Source organism: Streptomyces mobaraensis (assembly GCF_020099395.1).
Classification (GTDB): domain Bacteria; phylum Actinomycetota; class Actinomycetes; order Streptomycetales; family Streptomycetaceae; genus Streptomyces.
Genome location: NZ_CP083590.1, coordinates 1,018,418 through 1,035,139, shown reverse-complemented (window position 1 = coordinate 1,035,139; position 16,722 = coordinate 1,018,418). Strand labels below are relative to the sequence as shown.

Genomic DNA, 16,722 nt, shown 5'->3' with positions numbered 1-16,722 from the left:
CACGTCGCGTTCGGAGAGGGTCATCTGCCGGCTCCTCTGTCGGGCTCGGGGGAGGCTGGGGGAGGCGGTGGCGACGGCGCGCCGCACGTGGCACCCATCCCACACGCGGACGGGGCACGGCGCAGCCCGCCGCCCCTCGAACGGGTGATATCGCGGGGAACGCGCCCGTGGGAAGGGGTGGCGGGCCATGTCGTGCTCAACTCAGCACTGGGGCCGGCGGCCGTGGTTCGCGGCGTGGTTGCGGCGGGCGCGCTTCTTGCGGCGTCGCTTCGAGGACATGGGACCTCCTCGGGTCGGTACGGTGCGGTCGTGTGGTTTCCGGTGGGGCTCCTTACCGGTTTCCACGGTTCCACACCGGCTTCCCCGCTGCCACGGGAGTCCTCCGTCGTCGACGCCGTCATCCGGCAGCCCGGAACACCAGCACGGTGTTGTGCCCGCCGGACCCGAACGCGTCGCTGACCGCGCCCCCGACCCCGACCGACCGGGCGGTCCTCGCCGCACCAGAACGCCTGCGCCGTGGCCCTGGGCGGGCAGGCGCGGCGGCGGCCCTTCCCGCCGGCCGAGGAATCGGCGCGGGTGGTCCGCCGGGCGGTCTGCGACCGGCGGCCCGCCGCGCGCTGCCTCGTCGGGTGGGGGCACCGCTCGTCCGGGCGGCCCGCTGGGCACCCCCTGTGGTGAGCGACGGGTTCCAGCGCCGGGTGGCCGGACCGTGCGGGCCCGTCCCGCCCGGCCTCCGGGAATGACCCGTCCCCGGCGGGGAACTCGCGCCACCTCAGCCGTCCCCCGGCGTGAGCACCATGCAGGAAGCCGCCACCCCCTGCCCGCCGTTGACGACGAGCAGGTGCTCGCCCGGTGCCACGACGGCGCGGCGTCGGGCGTACTCCAGGTTGGCGAGGGCGTCGCCCGACCCCAGGTGACCGGTGTGCGGGTCGGCGACGTACGCCTTCTTCCGCAGCGGCGCCGGGAGCGCGGGGCGGACGAAGGACTCGGTGAACGGCCCGGCCAGCCGGGGCAGCAGGACGGCCGTGATGCTCTCGTCCGCGGCGTCCAGGTCCGCGTCGTCGAGGGCGTCGCGCACCACCGACGCCAGACAGGCGCCGAACCGCTCCACGCTGTGCGCCGCCTCCGCCAGCCGGCGGTTGTCCCGGGCCCCGCCGTCCGGCAGCCGGTGGCGGAGGTCCTGCCCCGCCTCCATGATGTCGGCGCAGGTGTGGCCCCGCGACACCAGCGAGCGCAGCGCCAGCCGCCCCGGGCCCCGGCACAGCACGACGGCCGCGGCCCCGTCCCCGCCGACCATCATCATGGGATCGGTCCAGCGGCGACTGCCGAACTCCTCGAAGCTGTCCGACGACACGGCCGCCGCGAGACCGATCCGTTCGTCGGTCAGCATCCGTGTCACCGCCGTCTCCACCGCGGCCGCTCCGCCGTTGCACGCCTGGACGACGCCGAGGGCCGCGCAGTCGCCCACGGACAGCTCCTTGGCCAGCCGGAACGGGGGCGAGTGCAGCGCGGACCGTCCGGTGCGGAGCACCCAGGAGTAGGCCAGGACGTCGAGCGCCGCCGCCGGCCGGCCCGCGGCGGCCAGCGCCCGGCGCACCGCCTCGGCGGCCATGGACTCCGGTGTCTCGCCCCGGGTCATGGGGACCTCCGGGACGTCCGGCGGGGCGTCCAGGACGTCGTCGAGCACCCCGTCGACGACCGCGTCCTCCACGGTGCTCCGTCCGGCGGGCAGCCACAGGGCGCCGGCCAGGATTCCTACGGCGGACGCGATGCGCATGGGTTCTCCCTCACGGATGCGTGCGGTCAGGGGCGTTCCGGCCCGGCGGCCACCAGTTCCAGCGGCCCGCCAGGGTCATGAGGCCGGGGACGAGGACGCCCCGGACGAGCGTCGCGTCGACCAGGACGCCCACGGACAGGCCCGTGCCGACGGTCTTGAGCGTGCTGACGCCCGAACTCGTCAGCGCCACCATGGCGCACACCACGATCAGGGAGGCGGCCGTCACCAGCCGGCCGGTGCGCTCCACGCCGTGGACGACGGACGCGGTGTTGTCGCCGGCCGCCCGGTACGCCTCGCGGATCCGGGCGAGGAGGAACACCTCGTAGTCCACCGAGAGCGCGTAGGCCACGACCAGCACCAGCAGGACCAGGGTGCCGTCGAGGAAACCGGCGACCGGGAAGTCGCCGAGGAGGAACCGCAGATGACCGTCCTGGAAGACGTACACCAGGCAGCCGAGGCAGGCGCCCAGGCTCACGGCCGCCACGGCCACGGCCTTGACCGGGATCAGCACGCTGCGGGTGAACAGGCCGAGCAGCAGGGCGGTCACGGCCGCCGCCGCCCCGCACGCGAGGGGCAGGGCGCCGGTGAGGGCGTCCCGGGTGTCCGCCGCCCGCACGGGCTCGCCGGTGACGAGGCTCCGGCCGCCCGGTGCGGGCAGCGCGCGGACGTCCCGGGCGAGCCGCCGGGCCTCCGGCGTGCTGGGGCCGGTGCGGGAGACGACGGTCAGCAGCGGCCCGGCCGGGGTGGTGAAGTGTGCCGACGCCCGCTCGGGCAGCGGCACTTGGCCGGCTTGTGCGTAGCGGCCGGTCGCCGTACGGACCTCGGCCGCGCCCGGGAGGGCCGCCAGCCGCCGGGCGTACGCGTCGAGGGCGGCGCGGCCGGTCCCGGACGGGAGCCCGACGGTCAGCACGCGGTCCGGTATCGGTGAGAAGTCCCGTTCCAGCCGGAGCGCGGCGCGGTACGGCGCGCTGTCCGCCGACAGGGACCGGGCGTCGCTCGGGGCGAAGCGGGCGTGCCCCGACGGCACGGCGAGCAGGGCGAGGAGGGCCAGGGCGCCGGCGGAGCACGGCACGGGCCGCCGGCAGACGGCCGTCGCGATCCGCCGCCACACGGCCGCCCGTTCCGGCCGGTCCGCGGCGTGCCGGCGCAGCCGGGCGAAGACGTCCCAGCGCTCCAGGTGGCCGTCCCAGAGCCGCAGCAGGACCGGTACCAGCAGGACGGCCGCCGCGGCCGACAGGAGGGCGACCAGGACGACGGCCGCGGTGACGGACCGCACGAAGGCGAAGGGGACGGTGAACAGGGCGCATGAGGCCAGGGCGACGATCCCGGCGGACACCACCACCGTCCGTCCCGCCGTGCGCCGGGCGCGCGCCACGGCCTCCGGGAGCGGGACGCCCGCCGCGCGCTCCTCGCGGAAGCGGGTGACGAGGAACAGGCCGTAGTCCACGGCCAGTCCGAGGCCCAGGGCGCAGGAGATGTTGGCCGCGTAGACGGATATCTCGGCGACGGCGGCCAGCGCGCCCAGGCAGGCCAGCGACGCCGTCACCGCGAGGACCCCGGTGACCAGCGGGACGAGGGCGGCCACGGCGGAGCGGAAGACGAACAGCAGGACCAGGGCGGTCAGCGGGAGGGCGATCAGTTCCCCGGCCAGGAGATCGCGGCGGCTCTCCCGCATCCCCTCCTCGCTCACCCAGGCGGGACCGGTGGCGGTAACGGTCACCGGGCCCTGTGGGTGGGTCAGTTGGGGGACGAGCGTGCGGGCCGTGCGGGTCGCCGTCCCCTCGTCCTCGGCGAGGTCGATGGTGATCAGCGCCGTGCGGCCGTCCCGGGCGCGGAGGGCGGGGTCGCCGGTGGACCAGTAGGAGGCCGCCGAGACGACGCCCGGGGTGCCCGCCGCCCGTCGTTCGAGGGCGCGGCCCGCCTCCGCCACGGCGCCGGAGTCCACGTCCCCGGTGCGGGACGCCGGGGCGACGAGCAGGATCAGGTCCGGATCCGCGGCCCGGTAGCGCGCGCCGAGAACGGCGTTGTCCTTCCGCAGGGCCGTACCGTCCGGCAGGAAACCGCTGTTGGTCAGCCGGCCGAGGCCCGCGACACCAGCCCAGGTCAGCGATATCGCGGCGAGGGACACGGAAACGAGCACGAGGCGGGCGGTGCGTGTCATACGGATTCCCCCCCGGGTGCGCCGGACGCCGACCGTTTTCCTCGCTTTTCCCCAGCCCCTTCCATGCCGCCCGCCCAGATTAGCGACCGGAATTCCGGATCCCCGACGGCCCCTAAAAGAAGGATAGTCGGACAAGCGAGCTGTGGAATTCCGGCGCTCTTCCCGGGGTATGTTCCGCGCATGCGACGCATCGCTGTCATAGGGGCCGGCGCGGCGGGAGCATGCCTCGTCGAAAGCCTCGGGGAACTCGTGTCCGAGCCCTGTGACCTGACGGTGGTGGACGGCGCCCCTTTCCTCTGGCGCGGCCGCGCCTACCAGCCCGACGCCCGCGACGTCATCACCAACATCCCCGCGTCCCACATGTCCGTCCGCGCCTCCGACCCCGCGCACGCCCTGCGCCGGCTCACCGCCCGCACTCCCGGGTGCGTCGACGCCCAGGGCCTCACCGCCCGTTCCCTGTATGGCGGTTACCTGGCCGAGACGCTCACCCGGACGTTGCGCCGGCTCTTCGGGCGGGGATGGCGGCTGCGCACCGTGCGCACCCACGCCCGCCGCCTGGTGCCCGAGGACGACGGCGTACGGGTGGTGACCGAGAGCGGCGCGGAGGCGCGCTTCGACCACGTCGTCCTCTGCGCCGGCCCGGCGAGCCCGCCCGACCCCTACCGGCTCGCCGCCACGCCCCGCTGGATCGCCGTACCGTTCCCGCTCGCCCGCATGCTGCGCGGCATCGGGCCCGACGACCGTGTGGGCGTGCTCGGTTCGGGGCTGACGGCCGTGGACGTGGTGGCCGCGCTGGCGGCCCGGGGCCACCGCGGGCCCGTCGTCCTGGCCTCGCGCAGCGGGCTGCTGCCGGCCGTCGCCCCGCTCGACGCGCCACCCCCGCTCCGGCACCTGACCCTGACGCGGCTGGAGGGCCTGACCGCGTCCGGCCGGCGCCCGTCCTCCGGGGACCTCCGGGCCCTGCTCGCCGCGGAACTCCACGGCCTCGGCTGCCCGGTCGGCGCGCTCCGCCACGAACTGGCAGCCGACAGACCGCCGTTCGAGCTGCTGCGCCGCCGGCTGGCCGGCCCCGACGGCCACGACGCCGCCCTCGCCGTCCTCCGCCAGGCTCTGCCGCGGTTCGCCGGACAGGCGTGGAGCCTGCTGCCGGAGGACGAGCAGACCGCCCTCTGGGAACGCCACGGCCGCGCCGTCACCAGCCTGTGCTGCCCCATGCCCCGGCACCGGGCGGAGCTGCTGCTGCGGCTGCACGACGCGGGCCGGCTGCGGGCGGTGAGCGGCCTGTCCCGGGTCGACCGGGCGCCCGGCGGCGGCTTCGACCTGGTGACCGACGGCACGGAACACCGCGTGGACGTCCTGGTCAACGCCCTCAACCCCGGCGCGCCCGGCGGCGCCGCGCCCAGCACGGCGGAGGCTTCCGTGGCCGCCCTCCCCGGCGCCGCCCACCCGCTCGGCGGGCTGCGCACCGACCGGCGCACCCACCGCGTCGCCGGCACCGGCGACGGTCCGGCGCGCCTGTACGCGCTCGGACACGCCACCCGCGGCGCGGTCCTCTTCCACTTCGGCATGCCCAGCCTGGTCTACCAGAGCGGCCTCGTCGCCTGCGCCCTGGCCGCCGAGGGCGGCCCGTCCCGCGGCGGCCGGGCGGTCAGCGCAGCGGCACACTGACCCAGGACGGCGCGGCGGGGGACGAGGACACGGACAGCCGGGCCAACGGCCGGTTGCGGGGGAGGGTCTGGGAGTCCGCCGTGCCGATCACCAGGCCCAGGCGGTGCCCCGGCGGGAGGTCGTAGGCCGTCGGCCGCAGCGCGAAGCCGGCGGTGAACTCCCGGCCCGGCTCACGGCCCCGGAAGCTGTACGGCGCCCAGGTCATGAACGCTCCGGTGCCCAGCGCGTTCACGTCGAAGAGGTAGGCCACCAACGTTCCCCGGGACGCGGAGGGCGTGACACCGAGGCGCAGTTGGGGAGTGCCGCGCACGGACCACACCGCGTCCGCCGGCGGCGAGGTCCACACCGCGCCCGTGCCGCCCGGCACCAGCGCCAGCGGCCGGGGCACCTGGACGCCCACGGCGGCTTCCAGCGAGCGTTGCAGGAAGATCAGTCCGCTGTCCGCCACGGTGCCGAAACCGGCGGTGAGCGTCGTCCGGGAGCCGCCGTCCGGCGCTTCCCGCAGCCCCCGGCCCGCCCCCAGGTACAGCCTGCGGGTCGTCCGCGTCATCGCGGCCCAGCTCGGGTACCCCTCGAAGGGGCGGCCCGCGCCGAATAACGGGCCGCTGTTCACCGGTTTCACCTGCACGGGCGGCTCGGTGTCCACCCCGTTGGCGACGCCCTTGAGGAAGCGGTCGAACCAGCGGAAGGCGGAGTCCGCCACTTCGTTGGGCAGCAACGAGGCCGTGAACTCCGGACCGCCGTGGTCTCCCGGCCGCATCTCCAGGCGCTTCGGGACCCGCAGGCGGTCGAAGAACTCGCCCTTCCTCCCGAAGGCGGTCATGCTGTCGCCCCAGGCGTCGGCGAAGAAGAGCGCCGTGCCCCGCCGGTTGTACCGGTCGAGATAGGTGGCCGGCGAGCGGGGCGCGGCCCAGGCGGTCAGGCGGCGGGTGTCGTCCGCCTGGATGCCGTGCAGCGGGGCGGTCCGCGGGCCGGCCCCGTGCAGGGCGCCGTTCAGCACGTACCCGAAGCCGTTCGGAGTGGGGGTGCCGTTGGACCACAGCACGTCGGTCAGGTCCGTCCAGCCGCTCAGCGCGGCGACGGCCTTGACCCGCGGGTCCGCCGCGGCTCCCAGCAGGCTCAGCGCGGCCCCGTAGGAGACCCCGAGCATGCCGATGTGCCCGGCGTCGCCCGAGGTATGGGCCAGCGACCAGTCGAGGACCCGGGAGACGTCGGCCGTGTCCTCGGGGCCGGCCAGGCCCGACCCGCCGCCCGATCCGCCGTGGCCCCGGGGGGCGTACACGACGACGGCGTAGCCCCGGCCGGCCGCGGTGAGCTGGATCCGCCGGTAGAAGGACTCGGTGACCAGCCAGGACCGCGCGAGGACGATCAGCGGGTGCCGGCCGGTCCCGCCGGGCTCGGCGACGCTGCCCCGGAGCGGGGTGCCGCCCTCTCCCGGGATCATCACCGGCCGGACGGCCACATGGTCCGCCCCGGCCGCCCGCACGGCCGGGGCGGGGCAGGCGAGGGCGACGGCCGCGGCCACCACGCACAGCGCGGCGGCCGGCCCGCGAAGTCCCCGGCCGGCACGGCACCGGGCCGGGGGCGTGGAGCGGATGACACGGAACGGGGTCATGGATTCCCTTCGGTCGGGGGCACGGGCGTGGGACACGCGGCGCGGGGTCACCCGGTCCCGGCCCGGCCGGCCGCGTCGGCGGCACCATGGCCGAGGCGGGCCAGGACCCGCTCCGCGAGGCTGTCGATGCCGCCCGCGTCGATGAGTTCCACCGCCGGGATCTCGCAGCCGACGCGGCGCGCGAGGACGTTCACGAGCTCGGCCGCCATCAGCGAGTCCAGGCCCAGCTGGTCCAGGGGGCGCCGCCGGTCGAGGCGGCCGGGATCCGTCTGCAGGACGCCGGCGACCGCGTCGCGCACCGCCACGGCCGCCAGCTCCCGTGCCTGCTCCGGGTCCGCCTCGGCGAGCCGGCGGCGCAACCGTCCGGCGGAGTCCGCCTGTTCCGGGTGCGAGGCGGTGAGCAGCCCCGCGAACCGGGGGGAGGAGCCGATCGCCAGGTACGCGGCCAGCCGCGGCCAGTCGAACCTGCCCACCGGCGCGACCGTGGTGCCGTCCGCCAGCAGTCCGTCGAGCACGGCACACGCCTCGGCCGACGTCAGCGCCCCGATCCCGGACCGCAGGAGGACCTCGTCGAGCCCGGCGCGGGCCACGTACCCGGTGTCACCGATCGCGCCCCAGGCGACGGACAGCGCGTGGCGCCCGGCCGCCCGGCGCGTGCGGGCGAGGGCGTCCAGGAACAGGTTCCCGGCCACGTAGTTGGCCTGGTGGCGGTTGCCGACGACGGCCGTCACGGAGGAGCAGCAGACGAAGAAGTCCAGCGGATCGTCGGCGGTGGCGGCGTCCAGCAGCAGCGCGCCCAGCATCTTGGGGGCCAGCGCGGTCCGGACGCGGTCCTCCGTGAGCTCGGTCAGGGGGGCGTCGTCCAGGACGGTCGCGGCGTGGACGACGCCCTTCAACGGCCTGCCCGTCGCCCGGATGTCCCGCACCGTCGCGGCCACCGCGTCCGCGTCGCACACGTCCGCCGCCCGGACCGTCGCCCGCGCGCCCCGCGCGGCCAGGTCGTCGACGAGCTCCCGCGCGCCCGGCGTGGCGGCGCCCCGCCGCCCGGTCAGCACGAGGTGGCGCGCGCCGCCGTCCGCGAGGTGCCGGGACAGGGCCGCGCCCAGGCCGCTCAGCCCGCCGACGACCAGGTACGACGCGTCGGGATCCGGCGGGGCGGGCACCCGCGAGGCCCCCACCGGCGGGGGCTCGTCGAAGGTGACCACCACCTTGCCCAGGTGGCGGGAGTGGCGCAGGGCCCGGAACGCCTCGTCGACCCGGGCGGCCGGGTGGTCCTGCCGGGGCAGGGGGAGGTAGGTGCCGTCCCGGACGCGGTCGAACACCTCGGCGGCGGTGTCCGGCGGCAGGCCGTCCTCGTGGAGGAGCTGGTTCAGGTCCACCGCGAAGAGCGAGACGTTGCGGTGGAACAGCGCCATCGGCAGCCGGCTGTCGGCCGCGATGTCGCGCTTGCCCAGTTCCACGAACCGGCCGCCGGTGCGCAGCAGTTCGGCGCCGCGCGTCAGCGCCTCCCCGCTGAGGGAGTTGAGCACCACGTCCACGCCCCGGCCGTCCGTCAGCTCCCGCACCTGTCGTGCGAAGGCGAGGGTGCGGGAGTCCAGGACGTGGTCGGCGCCCAGCAGCCGGAGCAGGTCGCGTTTGGCCGGGGTGCCGGCGGTGGCGATCACGCGGGCGCCGCGGGCCCGGGCGAACCGCAGCGCGGCGAGCCCGACCCCGCCGGCCGCTCCGTGCAGGAGGAGGGTCTCGCCGGGAGCGAGGCCCGCGAGCCGGCCGAGCGCGTGGTGGACGGTGAGGTGGACGACCGGCAGGGTGGCGGCCGCGGCGAAGTCCATGCCGTCGGGGATCCGGCCGGTCAGCCGCCGGTCGGCGACGGCGTGCGAGGCGAGGGACCGGGGGGCCATGGCGTACACCCGGTCGCCCGGGCGCAGGTCGGTGACGGCCGGGCCGACGGCCGTGACGACGCCCGCGCACTCCAGCCCCAGGCACTGCCCGGTCTCCGTCACCGACGCGGCTCCCGGGCGCAGCAGTCCCGTGCTCTCCATGACGTCCCGGTAGTTCAGCCCCGCGGCCCGCACCTCGATGCGCACCCCGTGCGGGCCGGTGGCGGGCGGTGCGGCCGGGGCCCAGACGAGACGGTGGGAGAGGCCGGGCTCGCGCACCTCCAGGCGGAAGGGCGCGGGCCGGGCGGCGCGGCGCGGGGCCGTCGCCGGCCGGATCCGGGGCGCGAACCGCCCGCCGGGCGTCAGCAGGACCTCGTCCTCCTCGTCGGGGTCGAGCAGTTCCGCGGCCAGCCGCTCGGTGCTCGTCCCGTCGGCGACGGCGATCCGGCGGACCGTCAGGCCGGGGTGTTCGGAGGCCAGGCAGCGGGTGGCCGCCCAGGGCGCGGCGTCGTCGGGGCGGACGGCCTCCGCCGGGGCGGGCAGCGCGGAACCGGCCGGGGTGACCAGCCACAGGCCGGAGACCGGCGGGGTCCCGGGGGCGGCGTAGGCGCGGGCGAAGTCCGCCAGGGCGGCGGTCCGGCGCACCGCCGCCTCGGTGCGGGCGACGGGGTCCCGCGGCGGGGGCGCCCCGTCCGGCAGCAGGACCACGCGGCACGGCCCCTCGCCCGCCGCCCGCTCCCAGCAACGGGACCACCCGCCGGCGTCGAGGGGGCCCTCCGCCCGGTGCACGGTGGCGCCCGCCCCGGTGAGCAGCTCGGCGAGCCGACGGGCGGGTTCCCCACCGGGCCGTTCCGCGGCGACGACCCAGTGACCGTCGGCGCGCGGCAGGGGGACGGGCCGGGCGGCGGCGCCGGCCGGGGGACGCCGTCCGATCAGCACGGTGGCGGCCGGGTCGCGGTCCGCCGGGTCGGTTCCCAGGGTCCGGACGCCGGCGAGGCCGCAGCCTTCCAGGACCTCCACCCACCGCGCGGGCGACAGCAGGGGCGAGACGGGCCGCAGGTCCGTGTCGGTGAAGGACCAGAACTCGTCCAGCGGGCCGAAGTGGGCCGCGGTCAGGGCGACATCGTGCATCTCCACGGCCGCCAGCAGCCCGCCGGGGGCGAGCAGGCCGGCGAGCCGTCCGGCGGCCCGCCGTACGTCCCGGGCGACGTGCAGCGCGTGGTGGGCGACGACCACGTCGAACGTCCCGTCCGCGAACCCCTGTTCACCGGGCGGGTGGTTGACGTCGAACAGCCGGTAGTCGACGAAGTCGTGTGCCGCGAAGAGGCTCCGGGCGCGAGGGAGGAACGCGGGCGAGACGTCGGTGAAGACGTACTCCGTCCGCTCCGCCGGCAGGACGTCCAGCAGCCGGCCGGTCAGCGCGCCCGTCCCCCCGCCGATCTCCAGGACCCGCAGCGGCCGGTCGGCCGGCCACGCCGCGACGACCGTCCGCAGGGCTTCCCGGACGGTGCCGAGGCGGCTCTCCATGAACGGGGCCCGGCCGTAGAACTGGTCGATGAGGTGCCGGTCCGGGTCGGCGAAGAGCAGCTCCCGGTGGTCCCGCGTGCCGCGCAGGACGTCGGCGAGGTGGGCCCCGCACCGGGCGTACAGCGTGAACGACAGACTCCGTTGGGGGAAGTCGAGGAGGGCGGCCTCCAGGACGGGGCCGGGGCGCGGCGCGGCGGCGGCCCGCAGGCGCGCGGGGTGGCCGGGCTCTTCCGCCGGCACCGGGACCAGCAGCCCGTGGGCGTCCGCCAAGGGCAGCAGGGACGCGACGAACCGGCGGTGACCGGCCTCCATCCCCTCCGCGACCAGGTCGTCGAGGGAGAACGGCGTCGTGGGGCCGGCCCCCGCGTCCGCCCGCAGCCGCAGGACCGCCGCGGTGGTGAAGTGGGCGATCACCTCCCGGAGCCGGCGGGCGCAGGCCCGGTCCCGGTGCTCCCGGGCGGGCACGCCGGCCGCCGCGCGCCATCGCTCGACCGCCTCGGCGAGCACGTGCCCCGGCGGGACGGGGGCGTCGGTGACCGGGTGCGGGACGCGCGGGTGGGGCCGGGCCCGCAGCGCCTCGGTGTAGCGGAGCACCGGTGCGCCGCCGCCGGCCGTGAAGCGGCGCATGGCGATCCCGGTGAACTCCATCACCGTCCGGCCGTGCGCGTCCGTCAGCCGGGCGTCGGCCGTGACCTCGGCCGGCCCGCGTTCGCGCAGCCGGACGTGGATCCGGCCGCGGGCGGACGGGCTCCGCCACATCCGTACCCGCTCGATCGACGCGGGCAGGAACGGCGTGTCGGTGCCGCCGACCGGCAGCAGCAGCGGGTTCGTGGCCTGGAGGACGGCGTCCAGGATGACCGGGTGGGCCCGGAACCCGTCGAGGGACACCGCGGCCGTGTACGCGGCGTGGACCTCGCGGTCGTCGAAGCGGAGCCGGTCCACGACCTGGAACGCCGGCCCGTAGGGCAGACCGGACCGCACGGCCCGGGCGTAGTGCTCCGTCCTGTCCCAGACCCGCGCGTCCCGCCCCTCGGGCCCGGGGGAGCCGGCGGCCTCCGGCTCCGGGTCCAGCAGCGGCCGGACCCGGGCGCGGGCGTGCAACCGCCAGTCGTCGCGCGCGTCCCGCCGGGCGGTGAACCGGAAGAGGTGGTCCTCGTCGGAGAGCGAGACCTGGCACCGCGGTTCGGCCATGGCGTCCTCCCAGGGGAGGGTCAGGGCCCGGACGAAGGTCAGCCCGAGCACCTCGGCGGGCCCGTCGAAGACCTCGCCGCCCGCCGCGAGGGCCGCCTCCAGACAGGCGGCGCCGGGCAGGACGACGCTGTCGCCCACCCGGTGGTCGCCCAGCCACGGCAGCAGGGCGGCGTCCAGCGGGCCGGACCAGGACGGCTCCAGGCCGGGCAGCCGGGTGCCCAGCAGGGGGTGCGCCGGGGGCGCGTCCCCGTCCGTGCGGGCGGTCCACCACTCGGGGGCGCCGTTCCAGTGCCGTTCGCGCTGCCAGGGGAGGGCGGGCAGGCCGACGACCCGCCCCGGCCGGGGGAAGTACGTCTCCCAGTCGATCCGCCCGCCGGAGGCGAGGACCTGGGCGACGGTCCGGCGGGTCTCCTCGACCCCGTCGCCGTCACGGGTGCACGTCCTGACGACCGCCGGCCTGCCGCCGTCGGGCCGGGTGAGCCGGGTGAGGTACCCGGCGGTCACCGGGTGGGGGCCGATCTCCACGAAGAGGTCGCAGCCGTCGTCCAGCAGGGCCCGCGCGGCGGCCCCGAACAGCACCGGGTGGCGGACGTTGTGCCACCAGTACGTGGTGTCGAGCGCGGTCCCGGGCAGCGGGCCGCCGGTCACGGACGAGGCGAACGGAACCGTCCCGGCGGCCCCGCGGACCTCGCCGAGCAGCTCGCGCAGCGGTCCCTCGGCCGGGTCCATGGCGGACGTGTGGAAGGCGTAGTCGAGGTCCAGGGCGCGGAAGAACACCTTGCGGGCGACGAGCCGTTCCCCCAGGTCCGCCAGGTCGGCGGCGTCCCCGGCGAGCGTCACGTCCCGCGGGCTGTTGACGGCCGCCACCACCAGCCGCCCGCCGTACGGCTCGACGGCCGCCCGCGCCTCGTCCTCCGGCAGTCCGGCGGCGGCCATCCGGCCCCGCCCGGCGGTGGGGGCCTGCGCCAGGCTGCGCGCGGCGACGACCCGGGCGGCCGTCTCCGCGTCCAGGATCCCGGCGGTCCGGGCGGCGGCGATCTCCCCGACGCTGTGCCCCAGGACGCCGGACGGCCGTACGCCCAGCCCGTCGAGCACGGCCACCAGCCCCGACTGCACGGCGTACAGCAGGGGTTGGGCGATCTCCGTGCGGCGCAGGTCGTCCGGCCCGGCGGGGGCGGCGAGCGCGTCGAGGACCGACCAGCCCAGATGCGGGCGGAGCGCGGCGTCGACGCGTTCGGCCTCCATGCGGAACACCGGGTCGTGCTTGAGGAGACCGGCGCCCATGCCCGGCCACTGCGAGCCGTTGCCGGAGAACGCGAAGGCGATCCGGCCGTCCCCCCGGGCCTGCCCCGAGGCGGCCGCCCCCACCCGGCGGCCGTCCGCGACGGCCTCCAGCCCCTCGGCGGCCTCCGCCCGCCCGCCGGCCAGCACCGCCGCCCGGTGGGCGTGGTGCGTCCGGCGGCGGCACGCCGTGTACGCCACGTCGGGGAACTCGGCGTCCGGGGCCGCGCGCAGCCGCTCCGCCATCCGGCGGGCGGCGGCGGCCAGGGCCGGGCCGGTGTGCGCGGTGACCAGGACGGGCAGGAGGCCGGGGCTCTCCCGCTCCCGGCCGCCCTCGCGGGGGAGCGGCAGGGCCACGGCCGAGGGGCGCGCGTCCGGCGCGGGGGCCAGCACCACATGGGCGTTGGCGCCCCCGAAGCCGAAGCTGTTGACACCGGCGACCGGCCGGGCGCGCTCGGCCAGGGGTTCCGCGCGCAGCGCGGGCCGCAGACCGAGCCCGTCGAAGTCGATGGCCGGGTTCAGCGGTTCGGCGTGCAGGGTGGGCGGGACGGTGCCGTGCCGGAGCACCAGCAGGGCCTTGAGCATCCCGGCCATGCCCGAGGCCGCCTCCAGGTGGCCGATGTTGGACTTCACCGAGCCGACGGGCAGGGCACCGGACGAGCGCCGCGCGCCGAGGGCGCGGCCGATGGCCTCGCACTCCACCGGGTCGCCGGCCGGCGTGCCGGTGCCGTGGGCCTCCAGGTAGACGAGGTCGTCCGGCGGGATGCCCGCCCCGCCGTACACCCTCTCCAGCAGCTCCTGTTGGGCCGCGCGGCTGGGCAGGGCCAGGCCGCGGGTCCGGCCGTCGCAGTTGGCGCCCGTGGCCAGGATCAGCCCGTGGACGCGGTCGCCGGCCGTGAGCGCGTCGGCGAGCCGTTTGAGGACGATGACCGCCGCACCCTCACCGCGGACGTAACCGTCGGCGGCGGCGGCGAACGGCCGGCACCGGCCGGTGGGCGAGAGCATCGAGGCGGCGGAGAACCCGATGAAACCGAAGGGGTTGAGGAGGACTTGCACACCACCGGCCAGCGCCGCCGGGCCCGTTCCCGCCCGCAGGTACGCGCAGGCCCGGTGGACGGCGGTCAGCGCCGACGAGCAGGCCGTGTCCACGGCGGTGCTCTCGCCGCGCCAGTCGAAGTGGTGGGAGATCCGGTTCGCGGCGATGGCGGAGGCGGAGCCGAGCATGGTGTGGGCGTCGACGGTCCGTGGGACGACGGCCTGGAGCTCGCCGAAGTCCCGGGAGGCGATGCCGACGAACACCCCCGTGGCCGTGCCGGCCCACTCCGCGTGGCACATCCCCGCGTCGTCCAGCGCCTCCACGGCGGTCTCCAGCAGCAGCCGCTGCTGGGGGTCGATCCGGGTGGCGTCGCGGGGGGCGATACCGAAGTATCCGGGGTCGAACTCCGCGATCCCGTCGAGGAACGCGCCGGCGGACGTGTAACTCTTGCCCGGCCGCCCGCGCCGGTGATCGGTGACGAGGCGGGCGTCGAAGCGGTCGGGGGGCACCTCGCCCACCAGATCGCGCCCGGCCGTGAGGGCGTTCCACAGCTCGCCGGGGGAGTGGATGCCTCCGGGCAGTCTGCAGGCCATGCCCACGACGGCCACGGCGTCGCCGAGGGGGTCGGTCCGATGGTCCTGGACGGGCTGGAGCACGGCATCTCCCCTGTGCTGAACGGCGGTTGCCCGCCCGCTGTGGTTCCGGGCAAGGGAGGCTTTCCGAGGGGGCGGAGTGAAAAACCGGGCGTGCCTCCGTGCGTCGGCCGGCCGGAGGGGACCCCCGAAGAGTGTGATGGTGGGGTTGTAGGACCGTGGTTCGGCCGGGGTGCCCCGGCGGGCGGTGCCCGGACGCGTCCGGTCTCCGGTGGAACGGCGACCGTGGCGGATCGTCGTCGACGGTGTGGGGGGGGCGTGGCGCCGGGCCCCGGTCCGGGGCGGTACCGCGCCGCTCGCGGCAGCGCGCGCCCGTGGCCGGGCGGCCCCGGCGAGGGGAGGGGTACGGCCGGGCGGCGGGAGGCGCCCCGGCGACCGTGTCGGCGCCGGCGTCGGTATCGGCGTCGGCATCGGACCGTGGGTACGGGCGCGGTGAAGGGGCGTGCCGGCCCCTCCGCCGGGCGCACAGGCCGCCGTGCGGCGCCCGGCGCATGCGAGCCCGCCGGGCGTGCCCCTGTCCGCCTCTCCCGGGTGTGGCGCGGGGGCGCCCGTCCCCGCGCCCGCGCCACACACCGCTCCGGATGCCGGACGCGCACCCGGCCCGCGCGCTGCCCTGTGGACGGCCCCGCCCCGACCACGCGCCCCTGCACCCGCGCTGCTCGGCCTCCCGTGCCGACTACGCCGCCCTGCTCCGCCCCCCGCGCCCACCCTGCTCGGCCTCCCGTGCCGACCGCGCCGCTTCGCTCGGCCTCCCCTGCCGACCACGCCGCCCCGCTCAGCCTCCCGCGCCGACCACGCCGCCCGGCAGCAGCCGCCGTGCCCGTTCCGCCTGCCACGCGTCCCCCAACGCCTCGAATTCACCCGTCAGTTCCTCCACCAGCGCGTTATCGCGCGGACCCGCGTCGTCCAGCAGGCGTATCAGGGCGACGCGGGCGAGCTCGGTGTGCCCCTGGAGGCGGGCGAGGAGGGCCCAGGTGAGTGGGGGCTCGTCCTCCGGGGTGGTGGTGTCCGTGTGGGGTGTGGCCCGCGCCCAGGCTGCCAACTCCCCTTCCCCGCCCGGGAATCCGGGCAGCGCGTCGCGCAGCGGCAGCAGCAGGGCGTGGTCCGTGGCGTCGCCGTACCGGCCCAGCAGGACGGCCGCACCGCGCAGCCGGTCCGCGGGGTCCCCCGCGCGGAGGCCGTGCCGGAGCAGGGTGCGCAGCGGGGGCGCGTCCTCCGGCCGGTGGTCGTGGCGGACGGCCGTCAGGGCACCGGCCCGGCGGCCGGGGTCGGCGGCCACGGCCTCGTGGCCGGGCGCGCCCGCGCGCAGCAGGGCCAGGTCGGCCCGGGCGGCGGCGAGGACCGTCTCCCGCACGGGCGCGCGGAGGTTCTCGTCCAGCTGGTACGCGCAGCCCTCCTCGGCGTTGAGGAGCACGAAGTCCGGTTCCGTGCGCCGCTCGGCGCGCTCCATGCGGGCGAGCAGCTCGCGCGGCGGGCGCAGCCGCAGGCCGAGGCCGGACAGCAGCGTCTCGCGGTCCGCGTCGAACCCGGGGCCGTAGTTCTCCCGCGTCTCCTCCTCGGCCTCGGCCACCCCGGCGGTCAGTGTGGCCTCGTCGTCCTCGGAGGACAGGCAACAGGCTTCCCCCGGAAGCCCGATGAGGATCTCCAGAGCGTCGTCCAGGCTCTCGGCGAGCAGCCCGGCCCAGCCCTCCGAGTCGGCGTGCAGGACCGCGCCGCCCGCGCAGAGGAAGTAGGTGCCGCCCGAGTCCTCGCCCGCTATCGGCCGCAGCGGCCCGCCCGAGGCGAGCCGCACCTCCTCGACGTGCTCGGCCGCGCCGATGTCGAAGGAGAACGGCCACGCCGCCAGGGCGGCCAGGTCCGGGCGCTCGTGGAGGATGCGCAAGGCGCGGTCACTGTGCGTCATGAAAGCGACCGTAGCAGCGGGGTACGACAACGC

General features: G+C 77.2%; 6 protein-coding genes. 1 reads left to right on the top strand and 5 read right to left on the bottom strand.

Going from position 1 to position 16,722, the window contains the following annotated elements:
* Nucleotides 1-772: 772 nt before the first annotated feature.
* Complete coding sequence (locus K7I03_RS04215) at nucleotides 773-1,777, bottom strand: beta-ketoacyl-[acyl-carrier-protein] synthase family protein (RefSeq protein ID WP_185942091.1); 1,005 nt, start codon at nucleotides 1,775-1,777, stop codon at nucleotides 773-775.
* 10 nt (nucleotides 1,778-1,787) lie between these two features.
* Entirely contained in the window at nucleotides 1,788-3,938 is a 2,151-nt protein-coding gene (locus K7I03_RS04210) for an MMPL family transporter (RefSeq protein WP_185942090.1), read from the bottom strand.
* A 180-nt stretch (nucleotides 3,939-4,118) separates the two neighbouring features.
* Between K7I03_RS04210 and K7I03_RS04205 the strand changes: the two genes are divergently transcribed.
* Nucleotides 4,119-5,606, top strand: a complete 1,488-nt coding sequence (locus K7I03_RS04205; RefSeq protein ID WP_185942089.1) for an FAD/NAD(P)-binding protein — start codon at nucleotides 4,119-4,121, stop codon at nucleotides 5,604-5,606.
* On the opposite strand, the gene K7I03_RS04200 is transcribed toward K7I03_RS04205, so the two are convergent.
* From K7I03_RS04200 to K7I03_RS04190, 3 genes are all read right to left on the bottom strand, one after another.
* A complete protein-coding gene (locus tag K7I03_RS04200; RefSeq protein ID WP_185942088.1) occupies nucleotides 5,587-7,221 on the bottom strand; it encodes an alpha/beta fold hydrolase in 1,635 nt (544 codons plus the stop codon). The two genes, K7I03_RS04205 and K7I03_RS04200, sit on opposite strands and share 20 nt — an antisense overlap.
* Before the next feature lie 47 nt (nucleotides 7,222-7,268).
* Nucleotides 7,269-14,789 (bottom strand): type I polyketide synthase, encoded by a 7,521-nt coding sequence (locus K7I03_RS04195; RefSeq protein WP_224346866.1) that lies wholly within the window; start codon nucleotides 14,787-14,789, stop codon nucleotides 7,269-7,271.
* A gap of 772 nt (nucleotides 14,790-15,561) precedes the next feature.
* Nucleotides 15,562-16,689 carry a hypothetical protein gene (locus K7I03_RS04190; RefSeq protein WP_185942086.1) on the bottom strand — a complete coding sequence of 376 codons (1,128 nt, stop codon included), beginning with the start codon at nucleotides 16,687-16,689 and terminating at the stop codon, nucleotides 15,562-15,564.
* Nucleotides 16,690-16,722: the final 33 nt, after the last annotated feature.

Excerpts from the sequence above, each read along its gene's own strand:
- K7I03_RS04200 (WP_185942088.1), bottom strand. The coding sequence starts at position 7,221 with ATGACCCCGTTCCGTGTCATCCGCTCCACGCCCCCGGCCCGGTGCCGT.
- K7I03_RS04205 (WP_185942089.1), top strand. The coding sequence starts at position 4,119 with ATGCGACGCATCGCTGTCATAGGGGCCGGCGCGGCGGGAGCATGCCTC.
- K7I03_RS04215 (WP_185942091.1), bottom strand. The coding sequence starts at position 1,777 with ATGCGCATCGCGTCCGCCGTAGGAATCCTGGCCGGCGCCCTGTGGCTG.
- K7I03_RS04210 (WP_185942090.1), bottom strand. The coding sequence starts at position 3,938 with ATGACACGCACCGCCCGCCTCGTGCTCGTTTCCGTGTCCCTCGCCGCG.
- K7I03_RS04190 (WP_185942086.1), bottom strand. The coding sequence starts at position 16,689 with ATGACGCACAGTGACCGCGCCTTGCGCATCCTCCACGAGCGCCCGGAC.